The 19,995-nt window shown below is 38.7% G+C and carries 9 protein-coding genes and 1 pseudogene; 3 read left to right on the top strand and 7 right to left on the bottom strand.

Annotated features, from left to right (window positions below; translation table 11 throughout):
- Positions 1 to 86 precede the first annotated feature (86 nt).
- Positions 87 to 863: a helix-turn-helix domain-containing protein gene (locus tag ACEN4N_RS08830; protein WP_407094084.1), complete on the bottom strand. Its 777-nt coding sequence runs from the start codon at positions 861 to 863 to the stop codon at positions 87 to 89.
- 658 nt (positions 864 to 1,521) lie between these two features.
- On the opposite strand from ACEN4N_RS08830, the gene ACEN4N_RS08825 reads away from it, so the two are divergent.
- The 3 genes from ACEN4N_RS08825 (at position 1,522) to ACEN4N_RS08815 (ending at position 13,892) form a co-directional block, all read left to right on the top strand.
- Positions 1,522 to 11,397 carry a Cna B-type domain-containing protein gene (locus ACEN4N_RS08825; protein WP_407094083.1) on the top strand — a complete coding sequence of 3,292 codons (9,876 nt, stop codon included), beginning with the start codon at positions 1,522 to 1,524 and terminating at the stop codon, positions 11,395 to 11,397.
- A 515-nt stretch (positions 11,398 to 11,912) separates the two neighbouring features.
- Positions 11,913 to 13,367 carry a hypothetical protein gene (locus ACEN4N_RS08820; RefSeq protein ID WP_407094082.1) on the top strand — a complete coding sequence of 485 codons (1,455 nt, stop codon included), beginning with the start codon at positions 11,913 to 11,915 and terminating at the stop codon, positions 13,365 to 13,367.
- 261 nt (positions 13,368 to 13,628) lie between these two features.
- Positions 13,629 to 13,892, top strand: a complete 264-nt coding sequence (locus ACEN4N_RS08815; protein WP_407094081.1) for a nuclease-related domain-containing protein — start codon at positions 13,629 to 13,631, stop codon at positions 13,890 to 13,892.
- A 545-nt stretch (positions 13,893 to 14,437) separates the two neighbouring features.
- On the opposite strand, the gene sufB is transcribed toward ACEN4N_RS08815, so the two are convergent.
- The 6 genes and pseudogenes from sufB to ACEN4N_RS08785 all read right to left on the bottom strand — a co-directional run.
- The gene (gene sufB, locus ACEN4N_RS08810; RefSeq protein WP_407094080.1) at positions 14,438 to 15,832 is read right to left on the bottom strand and encodes a Fe-S cluster assembly protein SufB; all 1,395 of its coding nucleotides are present in this window, start codon (positions 15,830 to 15,832) and stop codon (positions 14,438 to 14,440) included.
- A gap of 4 nt (positions 15,833 to 15,836) precedes the next feature.
- Positions 15,837 to 16,331 (bottom strand): Fe-S cluster assembly sulfur transfer protein SufU, encoded by a 495-nt coding sequence (gene sufU / locus ACEN4N_RS08805; protein WP_407094079.1) that lies wholly within the window; start codon positions 16,329 to 16,331, stop codon positions 15,837 to 15,839.
- Positions 16,318 to 17,589 (bottom strand): aminotransferase class V-fold PLP-dependent enzyme, encoded by a 1,272-nt coding sequence (locus tag ACEN4N_RS08800; RefSeq protein ID WP_407094078.1) that lies wholly within the window; start codon positions 17,587 to 17,589, stop codon positions 16,318 to 16,320. The genes sufU and ACEN4N_RS08800 overlap by 14 nt, the downstream gene beginning before the upstream one ends.
- Positions 17,590 to 17,624: 35 nt before the next feature.
- Positions 17,625 to 18,929, bottom strand: coding sequence for a Fe-S cluster assembly protein SufD (gene sufD / locus ACEN4N_RS08795; protein WP_407094077.1), 1,305 nt, complete (start codon positions 18,927 to 18,929; stop codon positions 17,625 to 17,627).
- A 9-nt stretch (positions 18,930 to 18,938) separates the two neighbouring features.
- Positions 18,939 to 19,709: a Fe-S cluster assembly ATPase SufC gene (gene sufC, locus ACEN4N_RS08790; protein WP_407094076.1), complete on the bottom strand. Its 771-nt coding sequence runs from the start codon at positions 19,707 to 19,709 to the stop codon at positions 18,939 to 18,941.
- Between the two features lie 169 nt (positions 19,710 to 19,878).
- Positions 19,879 to 19,995, bottom strand: a pseudogene (locus ACEN4N_RS08785) (IS30 family transposase); the annotation flags it as partial.

Below are 19,995 nucleotides of genomic sequence, written 5' to 3'. Positions count from 1 at the left end.
GGTAAGATGTGTGTATGGATTCATAGCTTTCTCCTTCTAATAGTTGGTTGGTACATCTATTTTATAGGAAAACTATGGATCTTTTTTTATTTTATTATTGTTGTTGCACTTAAATTGTAAATTCGTCGTAGAAATAATAGTTTCACTTCATTGAAAATCAGTTTAAACAGAAATGTCTCTTCATTATTTGTATCCACTAAATGTCCGTTTTGGTAACGAATGACATTAACAATGATTACGAGTTTGATGGATTCATAAAATGCAAAGTCAATATCTTCTGTCTTTACAGCGCCGCTTTTCTCGACAATAGCAAGTATACGATTAATATTAGCGTTCAAAGTTTGTTCATCATAATGACGAAATGGCCATTCCAAAACGGTGCTTTTCTCTTTGAAATAGGTACGATAAAAGTTACGAATAAAACGCTCGTTACCGACAAACCGACAGGGATTGGTCTCGACTTGGCAACCCACGTTGGAAAAGTAGGAATTAATCGCCTCGATTGATCGGTAAACCGTCGACTTGCTAGTATGCAATATCCCAGCTAAATCTTCGATGGAATAGGTTTCAATAAAGAAAATCTCTTCTAACAGTTGAAAGATTAAGGTCTCCTTCAAAATTAGACGGTAAGCTTCTTGAATTCCAATCGAATGATCCATCATAATGCGCATCATATATCGACCTGTCTCAATCCCAATCTCAGGGAAATGTTTCCTAAAATAAGTAATATCTTCCTTAATATTGCGCACAGAACTAGCTAGTTGCTCAGCAACTTGGTCGAACGTCATCCAATCATTCGCTTCTAACAATAACTCTATTAATTCTAAACGACGACGATCGCTTGTGGTTAATAAACTTCTCATAATACCCCCTCTGAATGACTTAAATGTGAACACAACTAAAAATATCATATATCTAATATACTTAATAGTCTATTACTATACCGATTACAATAAAAGCACTTTTTGTCAAACATTACAAAAAAATCTTGTTAAATTTAAAAGCTAACTTAGTTAAACTTGCCGAAAATACAAAATCAATTTATCTGTACATACGAATAAAACAGTTTTCTTAAGTTTGTCATAAATAGTTTTTTTAGGAAATGTGGATTATTACGACTAGCTCATTAAGACGTAGCTAAAAATAAAAGTTTCTTAAGTTTTTATATAAAATTAGACTTATCTTTTTTAGTGCCGAAGATAATTATTGTGTTAAACATAATATAGCATTTCAAAATGTGCACCATTAAGACACGAATATGAAAAACAGTTTCAGTCCGGACACGCTATAATCTAAAGTGTGTCGGGAAATAATGAATAAACAATCTGGCTATATTGTGAATAATTTTGGGAAATAATGGTAATTATTGACCGAAATTAACAATTTCCTCGCGGAGTTGGTTGGAAAGGAGAAGGTAGCTAATTAGTGATACGGATTTAAAGACAAATTGTTAGTCGTTTGTGGAGTAAGGATATAAATAATGAAGGATAAATAATATAGAAGAAAAGGAGTCGTTAATGAATGAAAAAGTCGAGTAGTATACTGACAGTTACATTATTAGTCTTAAATGTTATCTTAAATCCCATTATTACGATAACATCAGTTTATGCTGAAGAAGAAGGTGGCGTCGAGGTCGAGTACTCATCGGAATCGTACGATGATAGTACTGATCAAGTGTACGTTGAAGAACCACCAGTAGAACAGCAACCTCCACAAGAGAGCGTACAGGATGACTCTGGTGCGGGAACTGGGGAAAGTTATGAAGATAATGGTGAGGGAGAAACTATTCCTGAAGAAGATACTGAATCAAGTGAACCAGAAGAGTCAGAAGAATCTGATGAATCAGAAGAGTCAGAAGAGTCAGAAGAGTCAGAAGAGTCAGAAGAGTCAGAAGAAGAGGAACTTTATCCAGTCACAGGTATATCTTTTGAGGGTGTCGTCAATAATAACATCCGCACAGGTAGTACGATTCATGTGCCTGTTCGAGTGACAAACTCGGAAGCAGCGTTAGAGGATGCTGTCTTACGTTATACTATTAGTGGGGATTATATAGTTCCTTATGATAGTTTAAGTTCTTACTTCCCTAACAACGGTGGAAGTGTTGAAGCTTATTATAGTGGTAATCAGCTGATTGTTGACTACTCATTAGAAACATTATCTGAAGAGTATAATCAATTGCTTACCTTAGCCTTAAAGACTAAGGATGACGGAACGATGCCTAATAGCGCAACACTATCAGCTTCTGCTGAGGTTATCCAAAGTGGTAGCTCAGTTGCACAAAGTGGTAATGTGAATTATCAATTTGTAACACGTCAGCCGCATTTCTCAACAAATGTAACCTATCCGTCCGAAACGGGAACAAGTGAAGATGATGACGAAGGTCCCGCCCGGGAGACAACGATTGCTTACAGCTTCTCTTTTGGCGATGAAGGTGGTGGGAACGGGTCAGGTCAGTCAGCTGTTACGAACTTAACGGTGACAACGGATGTCCCTGAATCATTAAACTTCGATGCAAGTCAAAATGAAGGCTGGTCATACAATGATGGAACACGTACAGCAACGTATACCGTCGTTCCTGGAGATGACATCTATAGTAATGGATATCAATTACCAAATCCCTTAACGTTACAAGCAAAGGATGCAACAACTGACGTCGAAGATGCAATCGATGCAGAAGCAATCTTTGAATTTGCCAACGGTGATGTCGTAACAAAAACGAATCAGCCAGAAGTTACGATGATGGCAGTGTCAGAGGAAGTAAGTCTTTTTGCTGCTATTGATGAGAATTTAACTACAGGTTTTAAGTTATCATATATAGATAAAGATGGAAACCCAGTATCAATAGAAAATGGTTCTAACATTGAAGTTGACCTAAATGATATGAATGCTGTTTCTATGGTTTATGAAATAAAAATACCTAATGACATGGATATAGTAGGCGGAGATACTTACTCAATGTCTTATCCAGCAATAGCCACTATAGGTAATGCTACTGACCAACCGATTAAAGTAGGCGGGGTAGAGGTAGCGACATATAGTATCATAGGTGAAGAAGTAGTTATCACTTTTAATGATGCGGTCAGCGGTTTAGATGATGTCTCTTTAAATGTGAATATACAAACACAATTTAATACTGAGATATTTGAAACAACTGAAGAAGTGGTTGTTGAAGTACCCTATAGTGATGGTACTTCTTACACAGTAATGGTACGTGCTGAGCAACAAGAATATGAAGGGACAGATTTAAAAGAAGCTGGCTTTGGTTATATTCTCGATGGCGAATCAAAAGTTAGCGTTGATCGAAACCCAGAGTTTGTTGATTGGACAGTTCGTGCAAACGACTCTATGGGAAGTTTCGAAAATGCAACGATTATTGATCAATTTGGAGAAGGATTATCTATTGTTGATGGTAGTTTCGTTGTAGAAAGAATTATTCGTAACCATAATAATAAAGAAATTGGTCGCGAACCAGTGACTGATTTTTCAGTGACAACAACGGAGACTGGCTTCGAATTGGGCTTAGGTTCAATCGAAGACGCTTATGATATTACATATTCGACAAAAGTTAATCGTCCAGAAGGTGGCGGGACACATACATTTAATAACAATGCGATTATTAATTTAGATGGAGATCAAACCACAGTCAATGATGATTTCACAGGAACATGGTCAGGTGATTTGCCTATAATTACTAAAAACGGAAACCTAGTATCCGGTAAAAGTGATCGAATCGCATGGCAAGTAGAATATAACTACGGTAAAGAATCATTAGGATCGGTTAATTTAACAGATACATTATCTGAAGGAAAAATTGACTTAGATTCGATTGTTGTTTATGAAGTTGAAACAGATATAGACGGAAAAGTAACAAGTCGTGATTTGGTAAAAGTTACACCACAAGCAGACGAAGCAAGTAATGTTATATTCCCAGGCTTGGATGCGGATGGTAAAGCATATCTTATCGAGTTTGAATCAACTGTACCTGTAGGCTTGAATGGCGAGGTTAAGAATATAATTGCAGATGATCTACCGCAGCCAAATTCAGATAATGCATCTGTGACAGTTAATACAATTCCAACAGGTGGGAAAGTTGGGGAACAGCTTGTTGATGACCAAGGTAGACCTTATATTAAATGGGTAATTACCATGAATTCTCAAAGAGTAGATATCTCTACAATTAACATCAAGGATGTCTTTAATGGGGAATACTTAACTTTTGATATTAATGATACAAAGCTATTTGAAGATGGCGTTGAAGTCAGTAACAGTAACTACAGCGTTCAAAATTATACTCATACTGATGGACGCATCGGCTTTGATTTAAGTGTAAAAGAAGCTGGACCACACGAGTATAAATTTGAATATATTACATATTATACAACCTTAGGTATGCAGCAACCAGAGATAGCAAACGATGCTGAATTAATATTTGATGAAGGTACGGGAATAGGTATCGGAGTTGATATAGGATTCAATCAGGTAGGACCAAAGGCTGGTATCGGTAAAGAAGGTAAGTACGTATTAAATGAAGAAGGCCTACAAGAAATAGAATGGATCGTTGCATTTAATAACAGTCGTATTTTATTGGAGAATCCAGAAATTGAAGATGTTTTCACTAGTGAAAACATAAGCTATGTTGATGGGTCTTTAGTAGTGACAGAGAATGGAGAACCGTTTAATGATTATGTGTTTAATAAAACAGATAATGGTTTTACATTAGATATCGATAAAAACACTAATGCACGTTACGTTCTGACATACCGAACAACAGCAGATGATGCTGAAAATGGTCCTCAGAGAAATGAAGCGACCTTAAGTTGGCAAGGTGGAAAAGAGTCAGCTGTTAATGAAGTAGATAAACGTGACCCAGGAATCAGTAAAGCTGGGGAAGTTGTCATAAACTCAGATGGTAGCAAAACAGTTAATTGGACAATTGACTTTAACACGAATAGCAATGTTATTTATGACTTTGTATTAACTGATACACATTCACCGTCAACTGTAAAAATTAGTGATATTAATATAACGAGTGGCGGACAAGATGTTACCGGTGATTTCGAACAAACAGGTCCAAATGATGGTGTCTTTATACTTAGAACTGACCAGTTGAACGCAACTCCGTATCGATTAACTTATTCCAGTACTTTATCACCTGAAGAGGAGATGGAAGAAGTTACAAATACTGCTGAAGCAGTCTATAGAGGTGGAAACCAAACAGCGAATGGAAGTATACCGTCACCAACATTGGGTGTACAAAAAGATGCAATAAGTATTGATAAGACGGTTGATCCAGCTCGAATTAACTGGACAATTACAGCAAATACTGATGGTAATTTGGTTAACTTACAGAACGCAGTACTAAAAGACACAATTCCTACGGATCAAAGATTAGTGGCAGGAACAATTAGTGTTGAACGTGTAGGCGGAGGAAATGTAACCGGGGAGTCTGCTATTGATGACACTCAAACAAACACCTTCACAGTTGGTTTACCTAACGGGGCCTACAAATACATCGTAACTTTCCAAACGGAAATTCTAGAATATCCATCAGTTAACGAGAAATTAGATAGATATACAAACGAAGTAGAACTTAGCAATACAGGACATGATCCAGTCAAAGATGATGCATACATTGATTACTTTGCTGATGGGACGAACAATAACAATGGAAAAACTGGAACAGTCAATGATGATACTGAAAACGTTGATTGGAAATTAACAGTTAATCCACTTGGCTTACCAATCAATAATGCTAAGATATCTGATACATTGAGTCAAAATCATACGTATGTTGAGAATTCAATTGTCTTGCTTGATGCTTCAGGTAACCCATTAAGTGATTATACAATTGCCGTAGCAGATGATAATCGTAGCTTTACAATTGACTTAGGAAATATTAATGAGTCATACAGTGTGAGATACTCAACAAGATTAAATCCAAACTTAATTGGATTCTATAATATAAGTAATACTGTAAAATTAACAGGTGGTACTGATAGTAAAGTACTTTCTTCTACAACTGAAACCGTGCAAACGCAACAATGGTTCTATGGTGGTGGGGGAAGTGGACGTACATTAGACCTAAACTTTAAAAAGGTAGATGCTGATAACAACGAGCCAATTGAAGGGGTAGCGTTCAAACTTCAAAGATTGAACAATTCAGGCAGTACTGTTCATGTGGCTGATTTTGTAACTATAGCAGACGGAACACAACAATTACTTGAACAACGTGCAGGTCGATTCATATTGACTGAGATTTCTACATTGCCAGATTATGTTGCAGGACCACCGCTATACTTTGTGTATGGTTATGGTGAATCTGGTGAAGTAACTATTGACATGGCTGATAGTAGTTGGAACCCAGCAAACTTCCAGCGTGTCGAAGGTGCGTCATTAGTAATCCAAAATGAAAAGCAAAAAACAAGTGTCACGGCTAATAAAGCATGGGAAGGTGCACCGAACAATAAACCAACGGTCTACTTCCAATTGTATCGTCACGTAGGTGAAGGAGAAGCTGAACCTGTACCAGGAGCTGACATTAAAGAATTACCAAGCGGAACGACTTCTGTAACTTGGGGTAACTTAGTTGCTAAAGATACAACAGGAGCTGACTATATCTTTACAGTTCGAGAAGTTGATGCTGATGGTAATGACTTTGTACCAGAAGGCTATACTAAATCTGAAAATGGTTTAACAGTGACAAACACTGCTATTCCAACAGAAATTAGTGTTAGAAAAGCATGGGATGATGCGAATGATCAAGATGACCTCAGACCAGACAGTGTTGAAGTTCAATTAACAGCGAATGGTGACTCATACGGTGAACCGGTTGAGTTAAATGCTGGTAATGATTGGACGCATACATTTGGCGACTTACCAGTTTATGGTAACGGTGAGCAAATAAATTATTCAGTTCAAGAAAATAACCTACCAGAAGGTTATGAACCATCGGTTTCAGTCGATGAAGATGGCGTTTTAGTCTTGACGAATACACATGTTCCAGCTACAACAAAATTAACAGTGAATAAAGTATGGGAGGATGCTGACAATCAAGATGGCCTACGTCCAGCAAACGTTACTGTTCAATTAATGGCAGACGGCGAAGCTTTAGGCGATCCAATTGAATTAAATGCAGAAAATGCATGGGCACAAACATGGACTGAATTACCAGTCAATGCCTCAGGAACAGCTATTGAGTATACGGTTGAAGAAACAACAGTTCCTGAAGGTTATGAAGCAACACAAGAAGTTGTTGACGGTGTAATTGAGATAACAAATGCTCATACACCGGCAGTGAAAGATGTACCAGTTAATAAAGTATGGGACGATGCCGATAATCAAGATGGCATCAGACCTAACAGTATTACAGCTAACTTATTAGCAGATGGAACACACATCGATGCTGTCGAATTATCAGAAGCAAATGAGTGGTCACACGTATTCGAAGGACTACCTGTATTCGAGAACGGTGAAGAAATTACATACACGATTACGGAAGATACTGTTACAGATTACTCAACAGAAATTGTTGAGGGTGTGATTACGAATAGCTACACACCCGAAGAAACATCAGTCACTGTTACTAAAGAATGGCAAGATGGTAATAACCAAGACGGTAACCGTCCAGAAAGTATCCAAGTTCAATTAACAGCCGATGGCGTAGCACTTGAAGGTCAAACAGCTGAACTGAATGCGGATAATAACTGGACAGCAAGCTGGTCAGGCTTACCATTAAATGCAGATGGAACAGCGATTGTTTACTCAGTTGTTGAGTCAAATGTACCAGAAGAATTTACAGTAGAAGTAAATGACGCAGATCGCGGAAATATTATTCTGACAAACACTTATACACCAGAAGTTACAGACTTAACGGTGAATAAAGTTTGGAATGATGAAGAGAACCGTGATGGCTTAAGACCAGAAAGTATCGAAGTACAATTAGTTGCTGACGGTCAAAACCAAGGCGACCTAATAGTCCTCAATGAAGCAAACAACTGGTCATATACATGGACAAATCTAGCAGTGAATGCTGCTGGCGAAGCAATTGCCTACACAGTTGCGGAAGTTAACTTACCAGAAGGGTATACGTCAACAATTAGTCCAATTGAAGAGAATACAATTACGGTAATGAACTCTCATGATGTAGCAGTCAATGATATAAACGTTAGAAAAGTATGGGATGATGCTAACAACCAAGATAGTATTAGACCAGAAAGTATCCAGGTTCAATTAACAGCCAATGGTGAACCTTATGGCGAAGCGGTTGAATTAAATGCAGATAACGATTGGTCATATGCTTGGACGGACTTAAAAGTGAATGAAGCTGGCGCAGCAATTAGCTACGCGGTCTCTGAAACGAATGTTCCAGAAGAATATGAAGTCGTTGTCAATGCTGAAGATCCAACAAATGTTGTGATTACGAACAGCTACACGCCAGCAGTAACACATTTAGCAGTAGAAAAAGCTTGGGATGATGCAGACAATCAAGACGGTCTACGTCCAACAAGCGTAACGGTTCAACTAATGGCCGACGGTGAAGCATTAGGCGATCCGGTTGAATTAAATGCAGAAAATGCATGGGCACAAACTTGGACTGAATTACCAGTCAACGCCTCAGGAACAGCCATTGAATATACGGTTGAAGAAACAGAAGTTCCTGAAGGTTACGAAGCAACTCAAGAAGTTGTTGAAGGTGTGAATGTTATTACAAACACACATACACCAGCAGTGAAAGACGTACCAGTAAGTAAAGTATGGGATGACGCAGACAATCAAGATGGTTTAAGACCAGAAAGTATCACTGCTAACTTATTAGCGGATGGAACACCAATCGATGCTGTTGAATTATCAGAAGCCAACGAGTGGTCACATGTCTTTGAAGGCTTACCTGTCTTCGAGAACGGTGTAGAAATTACATACACGATTACAGAAGATACAGTTGAAAATTACTCAACAGAAATTGTCGAGAGTGTGATTACGAATAGATACACTCCAGAAGAAACTTCTGTAACGGTCACAAAAGATTGGCAAGATGGGAATAACCAAGACGGCAACCGTCCAGACAGTATCCAAGTTCAATTAACAGCAAACGGTGAAATCATTGACCAAACAGCTGAATTGAACGTGGAGAATAATTGGACAGCAAGCTGGTCAGGTTTACCATTAAATGCAAATGGTGCACCAATTAAGTACTCAGTTGTTGAGTCAAATGTACCAGAAGAATTTACAGTAGAAGTAAATGACGCAGATCGTGGAAACATTATTCTGACAAACACTTATACACCAAAAGTTACAGACTTTACGGTGAATAAAGTTTGGAACGATGATGAGAACCGTGACGCCTTAAGACCAGAAAGTATTGAAGTGCAATTAGTAGCTAATGGTCAAAACCAAGGTGAGACAGTTGTCTTAGATGAAGCAAACAACTGGTCATACACTTGGACGAATCTAGCAGTCAAAGCTTCAGGTGAAGTCATTGCCTACACAGTCGCAGAGTTAAATGTTCCTGAAGGGTATACATCAACAATTAGTCCAATTGAAGAAAATACAATCACGGTAACAAACTCTCATGACGTGGTTGTCAATGATATTAACGTCAGAAAAGTATGGAATGATGCTAATAACCAAGATGGTCTACGTCCAACAAGTGTAACGGTTCAATTAATAGCCGACGGCGAAGCTTTAGGCGATCCAATTGAATTAAATGGAGAAAACGCATGGGCATACTCATGGACGAACCTTCCAGTCAATGCCTCAGGAACAGCAATAGAATACACTGTTGAAGAAACAGCAGTTCCTGAAGGTTACGAAGTAACACAAGAAGTTGTGGATGGTGTAAATGTGATAACAAATACACATACACCTGCAGAGAAATACATACCAGTAAGTAAAGTTTGGAATGATTCAGATAACCAAGATGGCTTAAGACCAGAAAGCATTACTGCAAACTTATTAGCAGACGGTGAAGTCGTTAATGCAGTTGAATTGAATGAAGCAAATGATTGGGCTGCAATATTTGAAAACCTTCCAGTTTACAACAATGGTGAAGAAATCTCGTATACAATTACAGAAGATGCAGTGGATAATTACTCAACTGACATTGTCGATGGTGTGATTACGAATAGTTATACACCAGAAGAAACTTCTGTAACGGTCACAAAAGATTGGCAAGATGGGAATAACCAAGACGGCAACCGTCCAGACAGTATCCAAGTTCAATTAACAGCTGACGGCGAAGCACTTGAAGGTCAAACCGCTGAATTGAACGCTGAGAATAACTGGACAGCAAGCTGGTCAGGTTTACCATTAAATATTGATGGTAAAGCCATCGAGTATTCAGTCGTTGAGATAAATACACCAGAAGGCTATGAAGTCACAGTCAATAATGACAATCATGGAAATATCATTCTGACAAACACGTATTCACCAGAAGTCAGAGACTTAACAGTGAATAAAGTTTGGAATGATGAAGAGAACCGTGATGGCATCAGACCTGACAGTATCGAAGTGCAATTAGTTGCCAATGGTCAAAACCAAGGTGAGACAGTTGTCTTAGATGAAGCAAACAACTGGTCATACACTTGGACGAATCTAGCAGTCAATGCAACTGGCGAAGCTATTACTTACACAGTTACTGAAGTGAGTGTTCCAGAGGGCTACGAAACAACTACTGAATTAGTAGATGGCGTAGTAGTAATCACGAATACGCACAAACCATCAGATCCAACACCAGACCCATCAGTTTCAGTCAACTTACAAGCTCTTAAAGAACTTGAAGGTAGAGAACTTAAAGCAAATGAATTTAAGTTCGTAGTGATTCAAAACGGTAATGTGATTGGAACAGCTAATAATGCGGCAGATGGCAGTGTTCAATTCAGTTCGATAAGATTCACAGAAGCGGGTACTTACGAGTACACAATCCGTGAATTACAAGGTAATGATGACGAAGTCACTTATGACAATACTGAGTACAAAGTCGCAGTTGAAGTAATAAGTGAAGGCGATGAATTAATCGCAAATATCACTTATCAAACAGCTAATGGAGATATTCCAGTCTTTGTTAACACAGTTGATCCGGATGAACCAGGAGAACCTGAAGATCCAGAAGAACCAGGAACTCCAGAAGATCCAGAAGATCCAGAAGATCCAGAAGATCCAGAAGATCCAGAAGATCCGAAAGATCCAGAAGATCCGGAAGATCCGGAAGATCCGGAAGATCCAAACGACCCAGAAAGTCCAACAACACCAACTGATCCTGACAAACCATCTAGACCAGGTCAATCAGGAGATTCGGACTTACCTTCAACAGGTGAGGAATCGTATGTGTGGATTGGATTGCTAGTCTTGGTATCTGGCTTAGGGTTAGTTTTGAGTCAAAAATTCAAATCTAGAGAGTAATCTAGAGGAAAATTAAAATGCTATTGTAATAGTATTTTGAAAGTAAAACAAACTATCAAGCTTAGGGGTGCGCCTCTAAGTGTGATAGTTTGTTTTTTTGTCATGTAAGGTGAGAAATGGCCTCGAGCTTTGGGACGAGGCCGTATATTGAGGGAATCCGGCTTCGTGAGGTTTGGCGAGGCCGGATATCAGAGGAAAGTGGCTTCCTGTAGACTTAAGAGGCCAAATATCAAGCAAAACTGGCTTCGTCCATCACCACGAGGCCCAAAAAATTATTTGTATCAGCCTCTTTACCTTTAAATTTTAAAAGCCAATGAACAGATTCCTTTTTGTGGATTATATTCGATATACCATCATATACAAATTTATTTTTAAGCACAGCTAATAAACAAATGGTTAAGTTAGTGGATATCGAATATAATAAATAAACAAGTTAACTAAGCTTGCTTATTATAAAGTTCTTTTATATCATCAATAAAAATATGTTTTTAAAAATTTTGTACAGGAGAAAAGATATGAAACTAACAATGAGATTGTGTCTGTTGTTGCTTTGTTCAAGCATGTTTTTTAGTCAGGCTCAGCTAGTGAATGCAGAGACCTTAGGTGAGCAACGTGAGTGGGTTATTTCTAGTTTGATGGAGGTTATAAATGGGGAAGTTACTAGAGAGGAAGCCGAGCTCTATTTAGCTGAGGAAGAAGCTAATATTTTATCAACAGGAGAGAAAAAAGGTTTTCGATCTTATGGTATTGATGGGAAACATTCAACGGCACATAGTATGACTGTTTCAGATTATTTGAACAGATATTTTGAAGAGAATACAACAGAAGCCGAAAGGGAAAAAATATATCCTTTTGCAGTAGAGTTTGATAAGTTGCCAAAAAATATGAGGTTTTATCATGTAGATAATACTGAGCGAGAATTTGCTGACTTTGATGTAACTATTGAAGGTAACAAAATTTCAATGTATTACTGTTATTGGGGACCTAATCGATCAAGGCAGAATGCTACTTATATAGAAGGATATGCTGAAGTGAATGAAACAAAAGAGTTAGCGGTCAAAGAATCGAATGGTCAGGATGAAAGATTGGTTCATATTAATAGTCGAATTATTACTGAACCGTTACGAGATTGGCAATATATCATTTATTTCTTTTATAATAATCAAGGTGGGATTAGTTTATTGAAGTGGGATAATCATAATCAACCTGAAGTCTTTGAGGAATATGCGACCCTTGAGACTCGCGAAGAATTAGAAGCTTTGGCAGCGAAGGAAAGAGGCGCTTCTACTATCGTACCGGGAGATTTAACTGAAAGTAATTGGTCAGTTCCTGAAGATTGGCGAATGTTATCCTCGCGACGAGGCGATATACCACCTGTAACGTGGGAACTACTGTCTACTCAATTAGATGAATTAGTTATTGAACCTGTCTTTCCACAAGATGGTTTAGTCACAGGTTATGTCAACCCATTATATAACATAGTGGTCACTATGACACAGACTATGAATGATGAGGTACTATCTGTCATTGAAGCAACACCTAATGATGAGGGGTATTTTTCAATTGATGCCGACGCTGCGGTGGGGAGAGTTCCAACAATAACAATCCTAAATGAACAGGGACAACAAGTTTATGAAGCAGAATTGCCAATTGTACAGTACCAACCTACGGCGTTAGAATATGAATCGGGTTATCTAACGTTAGAACGGTATTTCTTAGGACAAAGTTATATTGAAGGGTATACTTATCCTTTTGCAGAAGTAAATATAATGCAATTAGACGGTTACGCTTCAACGGGCATCCCACCCATAACAGCGGATAGTAATGGTTATTTCTATGCGGATGTTAAAGCTCATCCAAATAATCTGACAACAAATGTTGTAACAGTTTCACATCCAGAAACATTGGAACCCATTACTGTTAGTCCATATCCTTGGACACAAGCTGAATTAGATAATGCAAACTGGTAGAAAATAAGGCACAAGCCATGTTAGTAATGACTAATATGGCTTGTGCCTTTTTATTTGGAAGATATTATACTTTGCTGAATCGGTGAGGGGCCTGAAAATGAGTGGAAGTGACTTCGTGTGGGTATACGAGGCCGGATATCAGAGAAAATTGGCTTCGTCCATCATCACGAGGTCCAAAAACCAAAATTTACAAAAAAATTAATGGAATCCTCTCTTTTTTACGTATATATACATAGGACTAAAAAGGGAGGCTGGATTATATTGAATAAACTGCAATTTTTGGAGTGTTTGAGTGAGCGTTACAAGTTACCACAAAATTTGGAGTGGCGGTTGAAGAATTACCGGACGTGCTTTATTGGTGAGGGCGAATGTTTGTTGATGCTGTTGCCAGAGATTCCCAAAAATTGGGAGGTTTTAGCAGATTTGAACTTTCCGCTGGTTGCTGGGTGTATGCAGATTGATATTATGTTGATCTCGTCACGTAAAGACTTTTATTTTGAGGTCAAGAATTTGCTTCAGAATTAAGTATATGAAAATGGAATGTAGATGTACAATGGAAGAGAGAGCGGCAATGATTTCTTTATTCAGATGAAGCGAGCGCGTGGGAAATTAGTAGAAAATTTACAGAAGATTGGGGACATGTTCCAGTGGAATCGAGGTTAATATTGATCAACGAGGAAGATACAGTCAATATTATGGATGCGGATCAGCAAAGTAACTATATTAAGCGTTGGCACGTTAAAGGAATATGTACATAATGGGGCTAAGTTATATATGGCGAATGAATTCGACTTGAAATATGGGCAATATTTGGCTAGTGATTGAATAACTAGCAAAGGAAGTGATGACTATCCAGGAAAATAAAGACCCACGATATGGCGGCGCCCCCTATTATCCTGAGCCCCCAAGCAATCGGAACTGAATGGGAAATCGACATCTAAACACCACATCAATAAAGTCTCGATAGGGTGTTTTTTAACAAGTCATATTATCTAGTTAAAAAAAGCTTGAGCAGATTCTATTGTCTTTGCTCAAGCTTTTTTGTGCGTTTGATATTGCAGTTAATGATTCTACCCAACCGATCCTTCCATCTCATAAGCGATTAAACGGTTCAGTTCAACGGCGTATTCAAGTGGTAATTCTTTAGCAAATGGTTCAACAAAGCCCATAATAATCATTTCAGTGGCAGTTGCCTCATCTAACCCACGACTCATTAAGTAGAAGAGTTGCTCTTCTGATATTTTTGAGACTTTCGCTTCGTGTTCTAAGGTCACATTACTGTTATGGATCTCGTTGAATGGAATCGTATCAGAACGTGACTTTTCATCCATAATAATTGTGTCACATTCAATATGTGAGATTGAACGGTCACTGTTCTTGTCAAAGTAGACCTGTCCAAGGTAATCAACATTTCCCCCGTCTTTGGCAATTGATTTTGAAACGATTGAACTCGATGTATCTGGAGCCATGTGGAAGATTTTAGCCCCTGTATGTTGATGTTGATTCTCACCAGCGAAAGCAATTGATAAGACGGTTCCGCGAGAACCACGTCCATTTAAGAAGACACTTGGATATTTCATAGTGACATTAGAACCAAGGTTCCCATCAATCCACTCCAGTGTTGCGCCTTCTTCACAGTGACCTCGTTTAGTCACAATATTGTAGACATTATCTGACCAGTTTTGAATGGTAGAATAACGACAATAGGCGTCTTTTTTAACGACAATTTCAACAACGGCAGCATGTAAGTTGGCATATGAGAAGGTTGGGGCAGTACACCCTTCAACGTAATGAATACTTGCACCTTCATCTACGATGATTAATGTACGCTCAAATTGTCCAGACTTTTCATTGTTCATTCGGAAGTAAGTCTGCAGTGGAAGAGTTGTTTGTACCCCTTTTGGTACATAGATAAAGGTCCCACCACTCCATACAGAGCTGTTTAATGCTGCTTGGAAGTTATCTTCTGAAGGGACAACACTACCAAAGTATTCTTTAACCAATTCAGGATAATCGCGTAAGGCAGAATCCATATCCGTAAAGATGATACCTAAGTTCTCATATGCACTTTTCATACGTGTATATACTGCTTCAGATTCATATTGAACTGTCGCTCCTGCCAAATAAGCACGTTCTGCTTCTGGGATACCAATCCGTTCGAAAGTCTTTTTAATCTCATCGGGAACATCATCCCAAGTACGAACAGGGCGGTTAGTTGCTTTTTGGTAATACGTGATGTCATTAAAGTCAATTCCAGATAGATCAGGCCCCCATTCTGGAATGGGTTTGTTCTTATATATTTCATAAGCTTTTAATCGGTAGTCTAACATCCATTCAGGTTCATCCTTCTCTTGGGAAATGGTTCGGATAATCTCTTCATTTAATCCCAATCCAGTCGAGAAAATAATCTCAGCATTATCTTGGAAACCAAATTCATAATCGCCGAGAACGGGTACGTCACTCATAGTATCACTCTCTTTCTATAATTCCTTCTTCAGTCTGAGCATTTTGACTCATGCCTAATTCAAGGGCTCTCCAAGCAAGTATGCCACATTTATAACGTGCAGGAAATTTCTTAATGCCTTCTAACAAGTAGGCATCTTGCAATACATCTTGTAATTGAGTCGTGTCCATTAAAGGTTTAGCTTGCGATTTCAGTTCTCCACCTATTAAATGGGTAAAGTTCGCTATAATCTCAAGCGCATGCTCCTTTGTTTTGTTTTTTAACGTGTCACACATCATATCGGCGCTGGCCATACTAATGGCACAACCTTGGCCGGTAAAGCCAACTTCTTCAATTGTGTCATTATGCAGTGTGAATTCAACAACAATGGCGTCGCCACAAGTCGGATTTAATAATTCAACACGATGAGTGTAATGGGCAATCGGTTTTTTATGGCGCGGGTTCTTTGAATGGTCCATGATGACTTCTTTGTAAAGACTCGTTAGATCAAATAGAGACATAATCAAAAAACTCCTTTATTTTCTTTGTTACTAACAAAAATTGTTCAACTTCAGCGGCAGTATTGTACATACCAACACTCGCTCTTAAAGTAGCCGCGACATCAAGGTTGCGCATCAATACTTGGGCGCAATGATGTCCAGCTCGTACAGCAATACCTTCCATATCATAAGCAGAGGCTGCGTCATGGGGATGAATAGTAGTAAAGTTGAAACTAATAATACCATGAGGATTGCGTGCAATGATATCAGGGCTCTGGTAAAGTTCAATACCATCAATTTCTTGAAGCCCTTGGTACAACTGTTGGGTCAAAGCGGCTTCATGTTGAGCAATGGCTTCAACACCAATTTGGTTAATATACTCTAAGGCCGTTTGTAAGGCGATCGCTTGTGCAATCGGTGGGGTGCCGGCTTCAAACTTCCATGGTGAGTCTTTATAATTACTCTCATAATCACCGACAAAGTGGATCATCTCACCACCATATTGAACGGGCCGTGCATGTTGGTGGTGTCTTTCATTTAAGTAACAAATACCAACCCCAGTCGGACCATAAGCTTTATGCCCGCTAAAGCAATACGCATCAATACCTAGATCGTTCACGTTAATCGCTTGATGAGGGATTGCTTGAGCGCCATCAACAATCAGTAAAATATCGTGTTCGCGTGCCCATTCACTAAGAGCTTGGATCGGTTGTTCAACTCCAAGAACATTGGATACATGTTGGATCACGATGGCACGAATATTTTCTGTGTTTCTTTTCTTTAACACAGAAAGGTTAACTTGAAAATCCTCATTAAGCGCCATATATTCTAACTTTGCCCCCTTGCGTTGACAAAGTTCTTGCCAAGGCACGAGATTAGAATGATGTTCTAGAGGTGTTGTTAAAATAATATCATCGGTTTCTAGTTGGTCTTCAACAAGCCCTCTAGCAAGAAAATTAATCCCATCGGTGGTTCCACTCGTGAAGATCACTTCACTAGCATCCTTTGCACCAATGAAGTCCGCAATATATTGCCGACTTCCTTCGTAAGCACGAGTGGCTTGCTCGGCTAAAGTATGGACACCGCGGTGAATATTGGCATTATCATGATGGTAGTAGTCGGCTAATGCTTCAACAACTGAATGAGGTGTCTGGGATGTAGCTGCATTATCAAAGTATATTAAGGGTTCATTATTGACACTTTGTTCTAAGATTGGAAATTGGGCTCGAATAGACTGACTTTTCTCTTGAGAGAAGAGTCTTAAAGGTGTGAATGTCATGGTGTCACCTCCTAATAGTTGATACAGTTAATTTATTAATCATGGTTTAATGTTTTAAGTTTCTCATCAATGATCTCGACCATTTGTTGTCTTACTTTATTAGATGGCATTGTTTGAATCACTTGGCCTAAAAATCCTCGGATGAGTAAGTATTCAGCTTCCTCGTGCTTTAAACCACGACTCATTAAGTAATACAGTTGCTCTTCATCAACTTGACCCACACTCGCGGCGTGACCAGCTGTGACTTCAAACTCATCAATATATAAGATTGGGTTTGTATCCGCACGGGCATCATCAGAAAGCATCATTACACGGCTTTCCTGTTGTGCATCTGCGCCCTTAGCATTCTTAACGATATGGCCGATACCGTTGAACGTTAGACGCGCTTGGTCAAGAATAACCCCATGTTGGAAGATGTTGGCAGTTGTATTCTTACCAACATTGAAGACCTTCGTGTTAATCGTCTGTGTCTGCGATTGGTTACTGATACTAATAACATCAACGTTGGATGATGAGCCGTTACCATCTAAGACGGTATAACTATCTAAGATTGTATCCCCATTATTCATAGCCGCCACTGCCCAAGAAATATTCGCATCAGGTTGTGTCAAGCCGTAGCGGCGAATGAAACTTGTCGTGTTTGCTCCCAGTGAATCCATCGAGACATACTTAACACTAGCCCCATTGAGAGCAATCACTTCAACAAATAAAGTGGCACTATTGGATTTATCGCCGATCGTATTTGATTTCTCTAAGTATTCAACGCGACTATTCGTATCCGCTACAATTAAAATATGCTTATTGAATGCGAGTTCTTGACGACTGTCTTGTAGCAACACTGCTTCAATCGGCAAGTTCACTTCAACGTTTTTTGGAATATAGATGAATAATCCACCGTTCATAAAGGCTGTATGGTAGGCAGCAACTTTATCTTCTGCAGCAGGAATCGCACTGAATAGATGCGCATCCACTAACTCAGGAAATTCATTCATTGCAGTGAGGAGGTCTTGAATAATTACACCTTGCTCCATTAAGTCTGCTAGCACGAAATCAACATCCGTCGTATTACCACAGTGAGCGATGCGGGCGCTCAGTTGTTGGTCATCCGAAAGCTTTAGGTTGTTTTTATAAGTAGAGACTAAGTCATTGGCACTGGCTTTTGGACTTGCAATCACTTGGCTGAATAATTCCCACGTTGGGTAGCTCATACGCTCTATAAAAGGTAAGGGCAGTGTTTCCCAAGCAGCTAAGGCTTGTTGTTGTGCGTCTTGAAAAGATTGAGTAACGTTTGAGTATTGTGGAATTAAGCTTTTTTGTTCATGTAATGGTATTTGTGTCAAGGGTTTCACCTACTCTTTTAATTCGAAATCTAAGCCCAACTCTTTAACGATGCCACGATATCCCTCATCTTCTAATCGTTTGGCTAATTCAGGACCACCTGATTTAACGATTTTTCCATCGATAATAATATGAACATAATCCGGTGTAATGTAGTTTAGTAAACGTTGATAATGCGTAATGATTAAAGCACCAAAGTTTTCGCCACGCATCTCATTTACACCACGTGAAACAACTTTTAAGGCATCAATATCAAGTCCTGAGTCAATTTCGTCTAGGATGGCGAAGGCTGGTTGAATCATCATTAATTGTAAGATTTCGTTTCTTTTCTTCTCACCACCTGAGAAACCTTCGTTCAAGTAACGTTCTGCCATTTCTTCCGGCATGTTTAAGATGGCCATCTTTTCATCGAGTTTTTTAATAAATTCCATGACACTCATTTTGTCATCGTCAGCGCGACGGGCATTAATGGCAGCTTTCATAAACTGGGCATTTGTTACACCAGGAATCTCGCTTGGGTACTGGACTGCTAAGAATAGCCCAGCTCGAGCACGTTCATCAACTTCCATTTCCAATACATTTTCACCGTCTAAGTAGATTTCTCCTTCGGTCACTGTATAAGCTGGATTTCCCATGATCGCCGCTGCTAAGGTTGATTTACCCGTTCCGTTTGGTCCCATAATGGCATGGATTTCATCCGTGTTAATGGTTAAGTTTAGACCTTTTAAAATTTCCTTGTCTTCAATTGATACGTGTAAGTTTTTAATTTCTAATGTCTTCATTGATACCCTCCAATTATTTAATAATAATGATGGCTCCATACTTTATTTTATTAAATTAGCTAAATGAGCCGAGTGGCAAACGTTCATATAACTTTATTTTATATAATATAACACATAAAAAATTATAAAACTACTCTACTTTCACCCTGTCTTTAATATTTTTGATTTGTCAAATTAAGCTAGACAAAACTGCTTCATCTAAGTAACTCAAAAATACTTCCAACGGTGTTCGGTAGTGTAAGGATTTCCGTGGAATCGTGTTCCGTTTGTGTGCAATCGATGACAC

Origin of the sequence: Ruoffia sp. FAM 20857 (assembly GCF_045528645.1) — a bacterium.
GTDB lineage: Bacteria > Bacillota > Bacilli > Lactobacillales > Aerococcaceae > Ruoffia > Ruoffia halotolerans.
This window is presented reverse-complemented; position numbering and strand designations above follow the sequence as displayed.

Excerpts from the sequence above, each read along its gene's own strand:
- ACEN4N_RS08825 (WP_407094083.1), top strand. The coding sequence starts at position 1,522 with ATGAAAAAGTCGAGTAGTATACTGACAGTTACATTATTAGTCTTAAAT.
- ACEN4N_RS08830 (WP_407094084.1), bottom strand. The coding sequence starts at position 863 with ATGAGAAGTTTATTAACCACAAGCGATCGTCGTCGTTTAGAATTAATA.
- sufB (WP_407094080.1), bottom strand. The coding sequence starts at position 15,832 with ATGAGTGACGTACCCGTTCTCGGCGATTATGAATTTGGTTTCCAAGAT.
- ACEN4N_RS08800 (WP_407094078.1), bottom strand. The coding sequence starts at position 17,589 with ATGACATTCACACCTTTAAGACTCTTCTCTCAAGAGAAAAGTCAGTCT.
- sufC (WP_407094076.1), bottom strand. The coding sequence starts at position 19,709 with ATGAAGACATTAGAAATTAAAAACTTACACGTATCAATTGAAGACAAG.
- ACEN4N_RS08820 (WP_407094082.1), top strand. The coding sequence starts at position 11,913 with ATGAAACTAACAATGAGATTGTGTCTGTTGTTGCTTTGTTCAAGCATG.
- sufU (WP_407094079.1), bottom strand. The coding sequence starts at position 16,331 with ATGTCTCTATTTGATCTAACGAGTCTTTACAAAGAAGTCATCATGGAC.